This is a genomic window from Mycobacterium sp. NPDC050041 (genome assembly GCF_049541695.1).
In the GTDB taxonomy this organism is placed as follows: Bacteria; Actinomycetota; Actinomycetes; order Mycobacteriales; family Mycobacteriaceae; genus Mycobacterium.
Genome location: NZ_JBMVDG010000006.1, coordinates 86,027 through 100,350 on the forward strand (window position 1 = coordinate 86,027; position 14,324 = coordinate 100,350).

Annotated in this window: 16 protein-coding genes; 8 read left to right on the top strand and 8 right to left on the bottom strand. The window is 70.5% G+C overall.

The genetic code is table 11. The features are described from left to right. Positions 1 to 5: 5 nt before the first annotated feature. Positions 6 to 884: a TIGR03854 family LLM class F420-dependent oxidoreductase gene (locus ACPCHZ_RS19285; RefSeq protein ID WP_423486407.1), complete on the bottom strand. Its 879-nt coding sequence runs from the start codon at positions 882 to 884 to the stop codon at positions 6 to 8. Between the two features lie 87 nt (positions 885 to 971). Between ACPCHZ_RS19285 and ACPCHZ_RS19290 the strand changes: the two genes are divergently transcribed. Genes ACPCHZ_RS19290 through ACPCHZ_RS19300 form a run of 3 tightly spaced genes read left to right on the top strand, consistent with a single transcriptional unit; the run spans position 972 to position 3,266 of the window. Beyond that, positions 972 to 1,433: an SRPBCC family protein gene (locus ACPCHZ_RS19290; RefSeq protein WP_423486198.1), complete on the top strand. Its 462-nt coding sequence runs from the start codon at positions 972 to 974 to the stop codon at positions 1,431 to 1,433. A gap of 53 nt (positions 1,434 to 1,486) precedes the next feature. Continuing rightward, entirely contained in the window at positions 1,487 to 1,930 is a 444-nt protein-coding gene (locus tag ACPCHZ_RS19295) for a hypothetical protein (protein ID WP_423486199.1), read from the top strand. Between the two features lie 37 nt (positions 1,931 to 1,967). Then, the gene (locus ACPCHZ_RS19300) at positions 1,968 to 3,266 is read left to right on the top strand and encodes a cytochrome P450 (RefSeq protein ID WP_423486200.1); all 1,299 of its coding nucleotides are present in this window, start codon (positions 1,968 to 1,970) and stop codon (positions 3,264 to 3,266) included. Here ACPCHZ_RS19300 and ACPCHZ_RS19305 read toward each other — a convergent pair. Then, the gene (locus ACPCHZ_RS19305; RefSeq protein ID WP_423486201.1) at positions 3,164 to 4,561 is read right to left on the bottom strand and encodes an FAD-dependent oxidoreductase; all 1,398 of its coding nucleotides are present in this window, start codon (positions 4,559 to 4,561) and stop codon (positions 3,164 to 3,166) included. The two genes, ACPCHZ_RS19300 and ACPCHZ_RS19305, sit on opposite strands and share 103 nt — an antisense overlap. A 56-nt stretch (positions 4,562 to 4,617) precedes the next feature. On the opposite strand from ACPCHZ_RS19305, the gene ACPCHZ_RS19310 reads away from it, so the two are divergent. Both ACPCHZ_RS19310 and ACPCHZ_RS19315 read left to right on the top strand, forming a co-directional pair. Further along, on the top strand, positions 4,618 to 5,262 hold the full coding sequence (locus ACPCHZ_RS19310) for a TetR/AcrR family transcriptional regulator (RefSeq protein ID WP_423486202.1): 645 nt from the start codon (positions 4,618 to 4,620) through the stop codon (positions 5,260 to 5,262). Between the two features lie 58 nt (positions 5,263 to 5,320). Further along, entirely contained in the window at positions 5,321 to 6,421 is a 1,101-nt protein-coding gene (locus tag ACPCHZ_RS19315) for a hypothetical protein (RefSeq protein ID WP_423486203.1), read from the top strand. Here the strand turns inward: ACPCHZ_RS19315 and ACPCHZ_RS19320 are convergent. The 6 genes from ACPCHZ_RS19320 to ACPCHZ_RS19345 form a co-directional block, all read right to left on the bottom strand. After that, on the bottom strand, positions 6,406 to 7,098 hold the full coding sequence (locus tag ACPCHZ_RS19320; protein ID WP_423486204.1) for an HAD family hydrolase: 693 nt from the start codon (positions 7,096 to 7,098) through the stop codon (positions 6,406 to 6,408). The two genes, ACPCHZ_RS19315 and ACPCHZ_RS19320, sit on opposite strands and share 16 nt — an antisense overlap. After that, complete coding sequence (locus ACPCHZ_RS19325) at positions 7,095 to 7,613, bottom strand: hypothetical protein (protein WP_423486205.1); 519 nt, start codon at positions 7,611 to 7,613, stop codon at positions 7,095 to 7,097. Before ACPCHZ_RS19325 ends, ACPCHZ_RS19320 begins: the two co-directional genes overlap by 4 nt. 101 nt (positions 7,614 to 7,714) lie before the next feature. Beyond that, positions 7,715 to 8,113, bottom strand: coding sequence for a cupredoxin domain-containing protein (locus ACPCHZ_RS19330; RefSeq protein WP_423486206.1), 399 nt, complete (start codon positions 8,111 to 8,113; stop codon positions 7,715 to 7,717). Positions 8,114 to 8,180: 67 nt separating this feature from the next. Further along, positions 8,181 to 8,864, bottom strand: a complete 684-nt coding sequence (locus ACPCHZ_RS19335; RefSeq protein ID WP_423486207.1) for a YoaK family protein — start codon at positions 8,862 to 8,864, stop codon at positions 8,181 to 8,183. Positions 8,865 to 8,893: 29 nt separating this feature from the next. Beyond that, positions 8,894 to 10,000: a glycosyltransferase gene (locus tag ACPCHZ_RS19340; RefSeq protein ID WP_423486208.1), complete on the bottom strand. Its 1,107-nt coding sequence runs from the start codon at positions 9,998 to 10,000 to the stop codon at positions 8,894 to 8,896. Positions 10,001 to 10,081: 81 nt separating this feature from the next. Next, the gene (locus ACPCHZ_RS19345) at positions 10,082 to 10,993 is read right to left on the bottom strand and encodes a dienelactone hydrolase family protein (protein ID WP_423486209.1); all 912 of its coding nucleotides are present in this window, start codon (positions 10,991 to 10,993) and stop codon (positions 10,082 to 10,084) included. Positions 10,994 to 11,057: 64 nt separating this feature from the next. Here ACPCHZ_RS19345 and ACPCHZ_RS19350 point away from each other — a divergent pair, with 64 nt between their 5' ends. From ACPCHZ_RS19350 to ACPCHZ_RS19360, 3 genes are all read left to right on the top strand, one after another. Further along, complete coding sequence (locus tag ACPCHZ_RS19350) at positions 11,058 to 12,002, top strand: SDR family oxidoreductase (protein ID WP_423486210.1); 945 nt, start codon at positions 11,058 to 11,060, stop codon at positions 12,000 to 12,002. Between the two features lie 100 nt (positions 12,003 to 12,102). Next, on the top strand, positions 12,103 to 13,890 hold the full coding sequence (locus tag ACPCHZ_RS19355; RefSeq protein ID WP_423486408.1) for an N-acyl-D-amino-acid deacylase family protein: 1,788 nt from the start codon (positions 12,103 to 12,105) through the stop codon (positions 13,888 to 13,890). Further along, the gene (locus ACPCHZ_RS19360) at positions 13,880 to 14,323 is read left to right on the top strand and encodes a nuclear transport factor 2 family protein (protein ID WP_423486211.1); all 444 of its coding nucleotides are present in this window, start codon (positions 13,880 to 13,882) and stop codon (positions 14,321 to 14,323) included. The genes ACPCHZ_RS19355 and ACPCHZ_RS19360 overlap by 11 nt, the downstream gene beginning before the upstream one ends. Position 14,324 lies beyond the last annotated feature (1 nt).

Below are 14,324 nucleotides of genomic sequence, written 5' to 3' on the forward strand. Positions count from 1 at the left end.
GGCCCTCAGTTCTGCCGGGGCAGGAGTTCGGTGGCGAACCGGTCGACGAACGATGCGAGGTCGCCGCCGCCCGACGGCCGGATCACGAACTTGCTCAACCCGGCCGCCACGTAGTCGTCGAGCTGGCGGTGCAGCTGCGGCCAGTCGGCGGCGATCAGCGCGGCCGGGTCGACGTCGGGTCTGCGCTTGCGCACCACCGCCGCCACGTCGTCGGGGATGGCGCCGTCGCACACCGCCAGGCTGATGCCGAAGTGGTCGGCTTCGATCTCGCGGCCGGCGGCCGCGGCGGCGCGCTCGATCTGTTCGCGGGCCTCGCGCGCCTCCGACGCGGTCACGAAGCTGCCCAGCCAGCCGTCGGCGAGCCGGCCGATACGGCGGAACGCCGCGGGGGCCGAGCCGCCCAGCCAGATGTCGAGCGGCGGGTCCGGCAGCGGGGCCACCGCCAGTGCACGCACCGCGTAGTGCTCGCCGTCGAAGGCGCCGCCACCCCGGAGTGCGTTGCGCAGCAGCAGCAGCGCCTCGTCGAACACCTCGGCGCGCTTGCCCTCGGGCACGACGAACAGGTCCCGCTCGGCGGGGATGGCCGACGTCAGCCCGAACGCGGGCAGCACCCGCTTCGGCGCCAGCGCCGCCAGCGACGCCAGCTGCTTGGCGACCAGCACCGGATGGCGGCCGGGGAGGATGGCCACCGACGTGCCGACCTTGAGCCGGGTGGTGCGCCCCAGCGCGTAGGCCATCCCGACGAACGGGTCGACCGCCGGGGTGTAGACGAGTTCGGAGAACCACAGGGAGTCGATCCCGACGGCCTCCAGCTGGTCGACGACGCCGGCAAGCCGGCCGGGGGCGGTGTCGGCGCCCAGCCCGACGCCGAAGCGGATCTTCACAGCCACCCCGACGATGCTACGGAGCGGGCACTGGGTCGTCTGGCACGCTGAGCCCAGAACCGTCGACGAGCGACTGGAGGGAAAGTCATGCACGCTGCTGTGACCGTGACGATGTCCGCACCTGCCGACCGGATCTGGGAGCTGGTCGCCGACGTCCGCAACACCGGCCGGTTCTCCCCCGAGGTGATGGAGGCCGAGTGGCTCGACGGCGCCACCGGCCCGGCGCTGGGCGCCCGCTTCCGCGGGCACGTCAAGCGCAACGAGATCGGCCCGGTCTACTGGACCGTCTGCCGCGTCACGGCCTGTGAACCGGGCCGCGAGTTCGGCTTCGAGGTGCTCATCGGTGACCGGCCGGTCAACAACTGGCACTACCGGTTCGACCCGGTCGACGGCGGCACCGACGTCACCGAGTCGTTCCGGATGACCGAGGGACTGCTGGCGACCGTGTTCGGCATCTTCGGCGGTCAGCTCCGCACCCGGCGCAACAAGCGCGACATGCGCAAGACGCTGGAACGGATCAAGGCGGTCGTCGAAGAGCCCGCGACGTAGCGAAGCCGGGAGGGGCGCGATTGGCCGACGCGCGCACGGGTATCCGAACCGCTGTGAGCGAGCAGCCCGACACCCCCGCGGACATCGACCGAAGGCCCTCCGGGGTCAGCGACGACACGATCGAAGCGGTCGGGTCGGTCTCCGAGGCGCTGGAATGGGTGGAACGGGCCCGCGGCCACCTGTATGAGTTCCATCAGCTGATGGGGCATGCGGACCTGCTCCTCGGCGAGGCGTGCGACAAGCTCCGCGACGCCGGGCACGACGAGGTGGCCGACCGGCTGAGCACCGAGATGGTCGGCCGCAACGTGCTCTACGGCCGGTGGACGTTCCAGATCGTCGAGGACTTCGACGACAACTACTGGTCGGTGTTGCGCGAGCACGAGCGCCGCGTCCGCGACGAGTTGCAGCAGGGCATGCGGCACGTCTTCGAGGCCCGGATGAAGGAGGACCGGCGCACCCGAGGCAGGTCCGGTCACGAGGGTCGTCCGCAGGACTAGGCTCGGTGCGGGACTCCATCATCGAGCGGCGGGCGACGTGAAACTGGGTGAAGCGCAGGTACCGGGGCGGGTCAACGGGGCGGCGCCACCGGACATCCCGTTGGAAGACGTCAACCTGGGTGCATGGGACTTCTGGTCGTATGACGACGACATCCGCGACGGCGCCTTCGCGACGCTGCGTCGCGAGGCACCGATCTCGTTCCATTCCTCCTTCGTCCTGCAGAACGCCCACCCCATCGCCGGCCACTGGGCGTTCACCCGCCATGACGACGTCTTCCACGCGAGCAGGCATCCCGAGATCTTCAGTTCGGCAGGCGGCATCACCGTCGGCGACCAGTCGCCGGAACTCGCCGAGTACTTCGGTTCGATGATCGCGATGGACGATCCGCGGCACACCCGGCTGCGCAACATCGTCCGCAGCGCGTTCACCCCGCGGGTGCTGACCCTCATCGAGGACGCGGTGCGCGACCGCGCGCGCCGGCTGGTCGCGGACATGGTCGCGGCTCATCCCGGCAGCGAGGCGGACCTGGTGAGCGAGTTCGCCGGTCCCCTGCCGCTGCAGATCATCTGCGACATGATGGGCATCCCCGAGAGCGACCATCAGCGGATCTTCCACTGGACCAACGTGATCCTCGGCTTCGGCGACCCTGACATCACCAACGACTTCGACGAGTTCGTCACGGTGGCGATGGACATCGGCGGTTACGCCACCGCACTGGCCGACGACCGGCGCAGCCATCCGGGTGAGGACCTGACCACCAGCCTGGTGCAGGCCGAGGTCGACGGCGAGCGGCTGACGTCCAGTGAGATCGCGTCGTTCTTCATCCTGTTGGTCGTCGCGGGCAACGAGACCACCCGCAACGCCATCAGTCACGGGGTCCTGGCGCTGAGCCGGTATCCCGAACAGCGCCAGATCTGGTGGGACGACTACGCATCGGTGGCGCCGACGGCGGTCGAGGAGGTGGTGCGGTGGGCGTCGCCGGTGGCCTACATGCGGCGGACGCTCACCCAGGACGTGGAGATGCGCGGGGTGCGCATGGCCGCCGGGGACAAGGTGACGCTCTGGTACGGCTCGGCCAACCGGGACGAGGCCAAGTTCACCGACCCGTGGATGTTCGATGTGCGCCGCCACCCCAACCCGCACGTCGGATTCGGCGGCGGCGGCGCCCACTTCTGCCTCGGCGCCAACCTCGCGCGGCGTGAGATCACCGTCGCGTTCGAGGAACTGCACCGTCAGGTCCCCGACCTCACCGCCACCGCCGAACCGGACCGGCTGCATTCGGCGTTCATCCACGGCATCAAGCGGTTACCGGTGGCCTGGGCGCCGACGCGCTGACAGAGTTCGGCGAGCTCGCTCCGCGTCGGCCCGTCCGGCACGTCGGGGCGCCAGCCGGACGCGAAGATCTCCCTCGCGCGCGGCTCCACCCGCCTGAGCGTCGCGGGCAGCGCGCGCATCGACTGATACGGCGCGACCACGTCGCGCAGTCGCGGGTCGGCGTCGGCGGCGGCGACGATCAGATCTGACGGCAGCCGGCTACTCGGGTCGACGTCGCCGCTCTTCCAGCGGCGCACCCGGGCGGCGTCGCAGAGCCGGTGGTCCTCGAACCACGGCCTGATTTGAGCCGTGCACCACTGATCGAAGTCTGTTGTGGCGGAATCGATGTCGTTACCGTGCCGGTCGATCGCGGCGATCAAGCGTCGCACCTGGAGCATCGCCAGTGCGACACCGCGCCCGGCCAGCGGCGTGGTGGTGCACACCGCGTCGCCCATCGAGACGAGTCCGGGCAGGACCGGACGGTCGGTGTCGTCGAGTTGGCCGCGGTAGGCGTTGTACAGCCGGCCACCCGCCAGGGCCGGCGAAAGGGGTTGTGCGCGTTCATCGTCGATCCACTCGGCGAGCCGGGGAATGGCGCGCACGGCCTCTTCGAACACGGCGTCGTGGCGGAGCAGCCGCAACCGCCGGTCGCCGCCGTCGTGGGTGACGGTCACCGAGAACGTGCGGTCGTCGTGGACGAAGGCGATGGCGAAGTGGGTCGGAAAGTTCAGCGACAGCCCGATCGGCGAGTTCGTCGGCCCGGGTGGCGCCCCGTCGCGCAGCCGGTACTGCCGGGTGACGTAGACGGCACCGCAGTCCTCGCCCTCGGCGGGCGGACGGATGCCCTCGGTGAAGCGACTCGCCCGACCCGACGCGTCGACCACCACGTCGGCCGACACCACGCGACCGTCGACGACCACCCCGGCGGCCCGTCCCGCGCGGCGCCACACGGCGTCGACGTGCCCGGTGCGCAGCGTCACGGCCGGCTCGGCGACGGTGTGGCGGCGCAGGACCCGCTCGAAGGTCGAGCGGCGGCATCGCAGTGCGGCGGGACGGCCGTCGGCGTCCACCGGCACCGAGGCGCCTCCCGCCAGGAGGGCGATGAGCACGTCGGGTGCCTCCTGCGAGAGCGCCTCGACGACCTGGGGCCGAAAGGTGTGGGCGTGCTCGAACTGCATCACTCCGCGGCGCCGCCACGGTCCGGAGGCCGGCGGTCCCGGATCACGGTCGACGACGGTGACCCGGTGGCCCCGCCGGGCCAGCGTCAGGGCGGTGAACAGACCGGTCGGACCGGCCCCGACCACGAGGATGTACATGGTGAACTCACTTCAGGTAACGTCTAGTGTAATGAATACACACAGAGTCACCTGAAATGGACGGTGCTGTCAAGCGGGGCTATCGCTCGGAGGTTCGCGCAGCCCAGGCGCGCGACACCCGCCGCGCCGTGGTCGCCGCCGCCGACCGGCTGTTCGTGGAACGCGGTTACGGGGCGACGACCGTCGACGCCGTGGCCGCGGCGGCCGGGGTCAGCCGCAAGACGGTGTTCACCGCCGTGGGCGGCAAGCTCGACCTGCTCAGGACGGCGATCGAGTGGGCGGTCGCCGGGGACGACCTGCCGGTGGCTGTCGCCGACCGCGCCGGTCTGCGGGAGGTGTTGAACCACTCCGATCCCCGTGCGCTGCTGCGGGGTTGCGCTCAGGTGAGTTCGCAGATCAACGGCCGGGTTGCCGCCCTGAGCCTGGTGCTCGACGGTGCGGCGGGTGCTGATCCCGAGGCGCGGGCACTCGCCGACGAGGGCCATGCGCACCGCCTTCAGGACGCACGGACCGTAGTCGAACGGCTGCGCACGCTCGGCGCGCTGACGGGGCGCCTGCCACCGGAGGAAGCCGCCGACGTGGTCTGGCTGGCGATCGACCCCGGGCTGTACGACCGGCTGGTACGGATCCGCGGGTGGGCGCCCGAGCGTTTCGAGAGCTGGCTCGCCGACAGCCTGGTGGCCGCACTGCTCGACGAGTGACGGTTTGCCGCACGGTGTCGCGGGCACCCAGATTCGGAGACGAACAGGACGGAGGACCATGCACGCCGAGAGTTTCCGCACACTGACCGAGTCGAAGGGCCCGTTCGCATCGGTCTACTTCGACGACTCGCACGACACCGAGGACGCCGCCGCTCAGCGAGAGTTGAAGTGGCGCGCGATCCACGAAGAACTCGAACAACAGGGCGCCTCGGCCGATGTGGTCGGCACGCTGCAACGCACCATCCTGGACACCCCGCCCGCCGTAGGCCGCAGCGGCAGAGGTGTGGTGGCCAGTGCCGACGGCGTGCTGCTCAACGAACACCTGATCCGCCCCGTCGAGACGCCGGTGGTGCGGGTGTCGACCCTGCCCTTCGTGGTGCCCGTGGTCGAACACGGGGCGCTGCACCCGACCTACGTCATCGTCGCGGTCGACCACGCGGGCGCCGACATCGCCGTGCACCGCGACCGCACAGTGCGGTCCGACTCCGTCGACGGCGGTGGCTACCCGATCCACAAAGCGTCCGGCGCGGAGACGCCCGGCTACGGGGACCCCCAGCGGCGGAGCATGGAGGCCGGGCGCAAGAACCTGCGTGCGGTCGCCGAGCGGCTGGCCACCCTGGTCGACGAGCTGTCCCCCGACGTGGTCTTCGTCGTCGGTGAGGTGCAGTCCCGCTCCGACCTCATGCCGACCCTCGAGCAGCGGGTCGCCGACCGGATCGTCGAACTCGAGATCGGCGCCCGGCACAGCGGCTTCGACGACGCCGAGTTGCACCACGCGATCGACCAGGAATTCCTCAAGCGCCGTGTCGACGTCATCGATCATGCAGCGCAGCAGTTCTCACAGGCCATCGGGCAGCAGTCCGGGCTGGCGGTCGAAGGATTGGCCGCGGTGTGCGCGGCGCTGCGCGCCGGTGCGGTGGAGACGTTGATCATCGGCGATCTCGACGACGCGACGGTGGTGGCCGGAGAAGAACTCCTGACGGTCGCACCGAACGAGAACGTGCTGTCCGAACTGGGCACCGCGCCGACCCAGACGCTGCGCGCGGACGAAGCGCTGCCGATGGCCGCGATCAGCACCGCAGCGGCGCTGGTCCGCACCGACGAACGGATCACCCCTGACGACGGTGTTGCCGCGGTACTGCGCTATCCGCTGCCCTGATCCGTCAGCGTGGCGATGGGACTCCGGTCGATCTGCGCGAGCAGGTCGGCCGGATTCTCGAATACCGCACGCGCACCGGAGTTCTCGAGTTCCTCGCGGGAGACGCCGCCGCTGAGCAGACCGATCGCGGTCACCCCGGCGCGTTCGCACGCGACGATGTCCCAGACCGCATCGCCGACGAACACCGCCCGGTCGGCGTCGACTCCTGCTTTTTCGAGCGCCACCGCCACGATGTCGGGCTTGGGCTTCGCGGTCTCGACGTCCTCCGAGGATGTCACCGCGGACACCACGTCCTCGCTGTCGAGGACGTCGCGCAGGATCTCCAGTTCGTCCTCCGGAGCCGACGTGGCGAGCACGACCTGCAGGCCGAGCGCCTTCACCCGTTCGAGGAGGTCGCGCGTACCGGGCAGCATGCGCAACAGCCCGGTGGTCTCCTTGTAGTACTTCGAGTGCAGTTCCTTGGCCCGCTTGCGGGTGTCGTCGTCGACGTCGCCGGCCAGGGACTCGAGCAGCGTCGCACCGTCCATCCCGATGCACCGGTGGATCCGCCAGGCCTCCACGTCCACCCCGGCCTCGGTGAAGGCCCGGATCCAGGCGTGCACGTGCAGATAGTTCGAGTCGACCAGCGTGCCGTCGATGTCGAAGAGCACCGCGGGCGCGTTGTCCCCCACCGTCACCGCGGGCGGTGTTCGGCCGGCGTGCGGCCCTGATCGGGCTGGCCGAACCGGTCGGCCTGCGTGGGTCCGTCATGATGCGGGCCCGCGGTCGTCGGCTCGGCCTGGTTCCAGGAGTCCGGCTGCTTCTCCGCGACGGGGGCGTCCGGCTGCATGTCCTCGGCCTTGGGCGTGTGCGGGTCGAGCGCGTCGGCGTGCTCGCGGCGGGCGTCGAGTTCTTCCCGCGAGGTCGTCACCGCATCCCGGTGCGACGACGCGACGTCGCGCAGCCGAGCGGCTTCGGCAGCCTTGGCCTCGGCTTCGGCGGCGGCCGCACGGGCCTTCGCCTCGGCCTCGTCGGCGACGATGGCGCGCTTCTCGACCCGCTGGCTCTTCTCGGCGACCTCTTCGCGGATCTGTTCGGCCTGCAGATGTCGCCGTTTGTGGCTTTGCTTGCGGGCCAGCACCGCGAGCAGCGCGATGACGGCCACGGCCACCACGACGGCGACGACGATCCAGATGACGGTGTTGGTGGCCACCACGGGCTCCTTCGTTCGGTGCGGGCGTGGTCACCAAATCTGACGATCCCGCTATTTCGCCGGAGTGCCCCTCGTGGCGGTCCGCTAAACCGGCGCAGCCGTCAGGTGACGATCAGCGAACCCGTCATGTTCGGGTGGTAGGTGCAGAAGAACTCGTAGGTTCCTGGCTCGGTCGGCGCGGTGAAGGTGGCCTTCTCGTTGCCGTCGACGTGCACGTCGAACCGGTCCGGCGTCCGCGAGGTCACCGAGTGCTCCGCCCGGTCGGTGTTCGCCACCGAGATCAGCGCACCGGGGGGCACGGTGATCGGTTCGCCGAACGCCATTCCGCTGATGGTGATCGTCGGCGCGGTGCCCGCGCTGGCGTCGGTGGTCGCGGTCGCACTGGCGGTCCCCGCGTCGCGTTCCGCGGTCGAGGTGTCGCCGCTGGGACTCTCGGACTGCCCGCACGCCGCCGTCAGTGCGATCAGGCACCCGATCAGCAAGATCTTGATGGTCTTCATGGTCCGCCCCTCACTCGTGGACACCGATTGTCCTCGCCGTGCGGGGAGCCCGGGCGGCTTCGGCCGATCAGCGCAGCGCGCGCCTGTCGACGACGAACAGCACGAGCGTCACCGCCAGGAACGCCGCAGGCAACCAGACGGCGTGCACACCCAAGGCCCGGCTGGCGACCGCACCGGCCACGGCGCCCGTCGCGAAGGCGGCGATGAGCGCCCCGTACACGCCGAACGCCCTCCGCGATGCGGCCTGGCGCTCGACGAGTCCGTCGTAACCGGCCTCGACGAAGCGATACAGGTTCCCGGTCGTCGCCACCGGGAGGTAGGCCAGCTCGCCGATGTTGCGGAACAGGCCGATCTGCACGGCCGCCAAGAACGAGATCGGCACCGTCACATAGCTGTGCGGCACCGACGCGGGGACGAACCCGATCACGGCCAGCGCCACCGCCTGCACGGCCATGGTCCACCGCAGCGGGTGCGGGACGATGCGTTCCACCCGCCCGGACTTGATGTGGGCGGCGAGCACGATGCCGGCGATGAAGGCAAGCAACGGCCACACGTGGGCCATCGCGGCCGCCCAGTGATCGTGGGCCACGTCGATGGCGAAGAAGATCACGTTGCCGGTCTGCACATTGGCGAACACCCCGCCGCGGGACACATACGTGTAGGCGTCGAGGAACCCGTTGGCGGTGGTCAACAACAGCGCGAACCACAGCGTCCTGGACCGCTCGGTGTCTGCGGGTCCCGCTTCGACCATCCGGTCACGTTAGCGTGCGGCGCGTCCCGTCACCGGGCGCCGAGCGCGTCGAGCATCCCCGCGGCGGCGCGCGGCCAGGTGAACTGCTCGGCGCGGCGCCGGGCGTTGTTGCGGCGCAACGGTTCCGGTGTGCCGATCACCGAGGACACCGCGGCGGCGATGGCATCGGGGTCGTTGTCGGCGGTGGCGCCGCTGTCCGAGGTGAGGATCTCGGCGAGTGCGGAGGTGCGGGACACCACGGCGGGCGTTCCGCACGCCAGTGCCTCGAGTGCGGCGAGGCCGAAGGTCTCGTGGGGACCCGGGGCCAGTGCGACGTCGGCGGAGGCCAGGATGGCCGCGACGGTGTCGCGGCAGCCGATGTAACCGGTGAAGGACACCGGCAGCCGCGCGGCCTGACGCTCGAGCCGCGCCCGCATCGGCCCCTCCCCCACCACGACCAGCCTGGCGTCCACGCCGGAACGCCGCAGCGATGCGACCGTGTCGATGCTGCGGTGGGCGTGCTTCTCCACCGACAGCCGCCCGCAGTGCACCAACAGCGTCTGCCCCGGGTCCGCCCATTGCCCGCGTACCTGAACGGATCGCCGGCTCGGATGGAACTGGTCGAGGTCGACGCCCAGCGGAACCGTGACGACGTTGCGGGCCTCGATGCGGTCGAACTCCTTGCGCGCGAACGCCGTGGTGCACACCACCGCGTCGTAGCCGGCGGCGGTCCGGCGGTTCGCGACGTTCGCGACGGCGCGCGCCATCGGGCCCGGCAGCAGCTGGCCGACCAGCCGGTCGAGCCGTTCGTGGGAGATCATCACGCTGGCGACGTTGTTGCGCCGTCCCCACCCACCGAGCGAGCGCAGCGTCAACCGGTCGGAGACCTCGATCGCGTCGGGCGCCAGGTCGCGCAGCAGTCTGGTGACGGGGCCGGGCAGCACCGCCCGGTAGCCGCCGGTGAACGGAATCAGCGGCGCGGGCAACGAAATCCGGGTGACACCCGACGGCAGCGTGTGCTGTTCGGGATGGCGTCCGGGTACCACGAGATACACGTCGTGGCCTGCGGCGCTGTACTCCGCGCCGAGCCTGTCGACCGCGGTGCGCAACCCGCCCGACCGTGGACCGTAGAAGTTCGCCACCTGGACAACCCGCATGACACCGATGCAAATCGCAGCGCATGTGCGGTCAACAACGGCACCGGGACCATTGTCTGAACGACGCGTGAACTCGGCGGCTCAGTCGACGTAGCGGGTGAACCAGTCCTGCACCCTGCGCCAGGCGTCGGCCGCGGCGGCGGGGTTGTAGCGGTCGCCGGTGTCGTTGAAGAACGCGTGGTTGGCGTCGGGTTCGGTGACGAGCTCGAACACCAGCCCGGCCTTCTCGAGCGCCGCGCGGGCGACCGGTTCGGTCGCGTTGACCCGCTGGTCCTGTGCCGCGTAGAGGCCCAGCACGGCAACGTCTTTGGAGCCGGCGAAGTCCGGGTTGTCCGGCGTGGGCCCGTAGAACGGCACCGCCGCCGCTAGCCGGGGTTCACCCGCTGCCAGCAGCCGCCAGACCATGCCGCCGCCCATGCAGAAGCCGACGGCGGCCAGCCGCTTTCCCGGCGCCCGGCGCGCGAGTTCGTCGAGTCCGGACCTGAGGTCGGCGACGGCCTCGGCCGGGGGCAGCTTGCTCAGCGCGGCGGTCGCCTCGGCCGGGTCGGCGAACGTCGCGGTGCCGCCCTGCCCGGACAGCAGGTCGATCGCCAGCGCGGAGTAGCCGATGCCGGCGAAGCGCCCGGCAACCGAACGGATGTAGTCGTTGAGGCCCTTGTTCTCGTGGATCACCAGCACGGCGCCGCGGGCTCCTGGCGCCTCGGCCCACGCCGCCTGCAACTCGCCGCGCGGCCCCGCCCAGGTGACCGGTGTGGTGGGCACGGCCTTTTCGGCTCCCGGGGGCGGCGCACTGGCGGTGACCGCTCCGCTCGAGGTGACCGGTGCCTCGGCCGTCGGTTCCTTGTTCTCGCTGCACGCCGCGATCAGCGAGGTCGCCGCGGCGGTGCTCAGGCCGAGCAGCCCGAGCCTGCGCACGGCTTCACGCCTGGACAGCAGGCCGTCGACGTGGTCGGTGGCGATTTCCTCGGCGATGTAGCGCTGCAGTGGAGTCACCCTGGCGAGTATGCGCCCGTGGTGCCTGCGGCGGCAGCGAGACCCGCCCGCGCATACTCGGCTCATGAGCGCCTGGACGCCCGATCCCGATGCGCTGCGTGGCCGCGTCGCCGTGGTCGCCGGTGCGACCCGCGGTGCGGGGCGGGGCATCGCCGCGGCGCTCGGTGAGGCCGGCGCCACGGTGATCTGCACCGGTCGCACCAGCAGGTCGGGACCGGCCGGTCCCGGCGGTATCCGGTCGGACTACGACCGCCCCGAGACCGTCGAGCAGACCGCGGAACTGGTGACACGGCTCGGTGGCGCCGGCGTCGCCGTCCAGGTCGATCACCTCGACATCGCGCAGGTGCGCGCGCTCGCCGACCGGATCGCCGACGACTACGGAACGATCCACATCCTGGTCAACGACATCTGGGGCGCGGAACTGCTCAAGGGGCCGCCGCCGAGCTGGAACCGGCCGGTGTGGGAGCACGACCTCGACGCGGGGCTGCGGATTCTGCGCCTGGGTCTCGACACCCATCTCATCACCTCGCACTGTCTGCTCCCGCTGCTGGTGCGGGCGCCTGGCGGACTCCTGGTCGAGGTCACCGACGGCACGGCCGAACACAACGCCGACCGATACCGGCTGTCGGTGTTCTACGACCTGGTCAAGGCGGCGGTCAACCGGCTGGCCTTCTCCCACGGCCACGAGTTGTCGCCGTTCGGCGCCACCGCCGTCGCCGTCACGCCCGGATGGCTGCGCTCGGAGATGATGCTCGACAACTACGGCGTGACCGAGGACGACTGGCGGGTCGCGCTGGAACCCGATCGCCCCGCGGGTCGCCCGACCGCACCGCCGGGCTTCTCGGACTCCGAGTCGCCCCGCTTCGTCGGGCGCGGGGTGGCCGCCATCGCCGCGGACGAGAACCGGGCGCGGTGGAATCAGCGCTCCGTCAGTGCGGCCGACCTGTCCCGCGAATACGGCTTCACCGACCTCGACGGTCGCAGGCCCGACCCATGGCGCAGCGTATAACCGCAGGTCGAAGCCGCTTCGGTCAGTTCAGTAGACAAACATCGAAATCTGTTCACTGATTTCGTTGACAGTACGCGACCGCGGGCGGTTCTATGACGAGGTGACCTACGACACGATCATCCGCAACGGCCGCTGGTTCGACGGCACCGGCGCCGCGTCCGCGGTGCGCGACATCGGCATCCGCAACGGCCATGTCGTCGCGATCTCGCCCGATCCGCTCGACGACGCGGACTGCCCGCAGGTGATCGACGCCACAGACCGCTGGGTGCTGCCGGGCATGCTGGACATCCACACCCATTACGACGTGGAGGTGCTCGACGGCCCGGCCCTGTCGGAGTCGCTGCGCCACGGCGTCACCACCGTGATGCTGGGGTCCTGCTCGCTGTCGACCGTCCACGTCGACGGGGAGGCCGCCGGTGACCTGTTCGGCCGGGTGGAAGCGATTCCCCGCGACCATGTGATCGCTGCGGTGGAGCGGCACAAGTCGTGGTCCTCGTGCGAGGAGTACGTGTCGGCGCTGGAGTCGCGGCCGCTCGGGCCCAACGTCGCCGCGTTCCTCGGGCACTCCGACATGCGCACTGCGGTGATGGGCCTCGACCGCGCCACCCGCAGCGACGAGCGCCCCACCCGGGCCGAGCAGGCCGAGATGGAACGGATGCTCAAGGCGGCGCTGGACGCCGGCTTCGTCGGGATGTCCTCGATGCAGCTGCTCTTCGACAAGATCGACGGCGACACCTGCCGTTCGCGGACCCTGCCGTCGACCTATGCCAAGCCACGCGAACTGCGCAGGCTCAAGTCGCTGCTGCGCAGGACCGGGCGAATCCTGCAGTCCGGCCCGGACATCCAGAACCCGTTGAATCTGGTGTCACAGCTGGCCCAGTCGTTGGGCGTCTTCCGCAATCCGCTCAAGACCAGCCTGCTGTCGGCCGCCGATGTGAAGTCCAACCCGTACGCCATCGTGGCCCTGGGGCCGATGGCGCGCGCCGTCAACGCCCTCGGCGGTGATTTCCGCTGGCAGCACCTTCCCGTGCCGTTCGAGGTGTACGCCGACGGCATCGACCTGGTGGTGTTCGAGGAGTTCGGATCCGGTGCGGCCGCACTGCATCTGCGCGACGAGGTGGAACGCAACGAGCTGATGCGCGACGAGTCCTACCGCAGGCAGTTCCGCAAGGACTACGAGAACAAGATGGGCCTGCGGGTGTGGCAGCGCGACTTCTTCGACGCCGAGATCGTCGGCTGCCCGGACGCCTCGATGGTCGGCAAGTCCTTCGGTGACGTCGGACTCGAGCAGGGCCTGCACCCGGTCGACGCGTTCCTCGACCTCGTGCTCGCCCATGGCACCGCGCTGCGCTGGCGCACCACCATCTCCAATCACCGGCCGGATGTGCTCAAGAAGCTCGCCCGCGACCCCGGCATCCAGCTCGGCTTCTCGGACGCCGGCGCCCATCTGCGCAACATGGCCTTCTACAACATGGGCCTGCGGTTCCTGCGCCACGTCCGCACGGCGGAACGGGCCGGGCGCCCGTTCATGACCGTCGAGGCCGCGGTGCACCGGCTGACCGGCGAGCTCGCCGACTGGTACCGCCTCGACGCCGGGCACCTGCGCATCGGTGACCGGGCCGACGTTGTCGTCCTCGACCCGGCACGGCTCGACGACACGCTCGACGCCTACGCCGAGAATCCCGTCCACCACTACGGCGGGCTGTCGCGCATGGTGAACCGCAACGACGACACCGTCACCGCGGTTCTGGTCGGCGGCACCACGGTGTTCCGCGACGGGGCGCCGACCGACCTCGTCGGCAGCAAACGGACGGGCCGCTTCCTGCGGGCCGCCCACCGCGCCCCGGCGGCCGCCGCGACCGAGAAGGAGTTGTCCAGTGCCCGTTGACGAAACGGTGCTCGGCATGTGGAAGGCGCTGTCGGCGCGGGACTGGGAGCTGCTCAAGACCCACCTGGCCGACGACTGCATCTACGCGGACATGCCGGTCGGCCCGGCGCTCGCGGCACGCGGCCCCGACGACATCGTCAAGCGACTCAAGGTCGGCCTCGAGCCGCTGGCGAGCTACGAGAACCACGACGGCACGCTGGTGAGCAACGGCGCCGACGTGATGTACGAGCATTCCGAGACCTGGGGATGGCACAGCGGGGAGACCGCGGTGCTGCGCTTCGTGACCGTGCACCGCGTCGAGAACGGCAAGGTCACGGTCTGGAAGGACTACTGGGACATGTCCGGGCTGACGGCCACCGCGCCGCCGACCTGGATGGAGGAGTTGATGAGCGCCGACATGTCGTGGGTGTTCGACGCGACCGGGCTCATCTAGA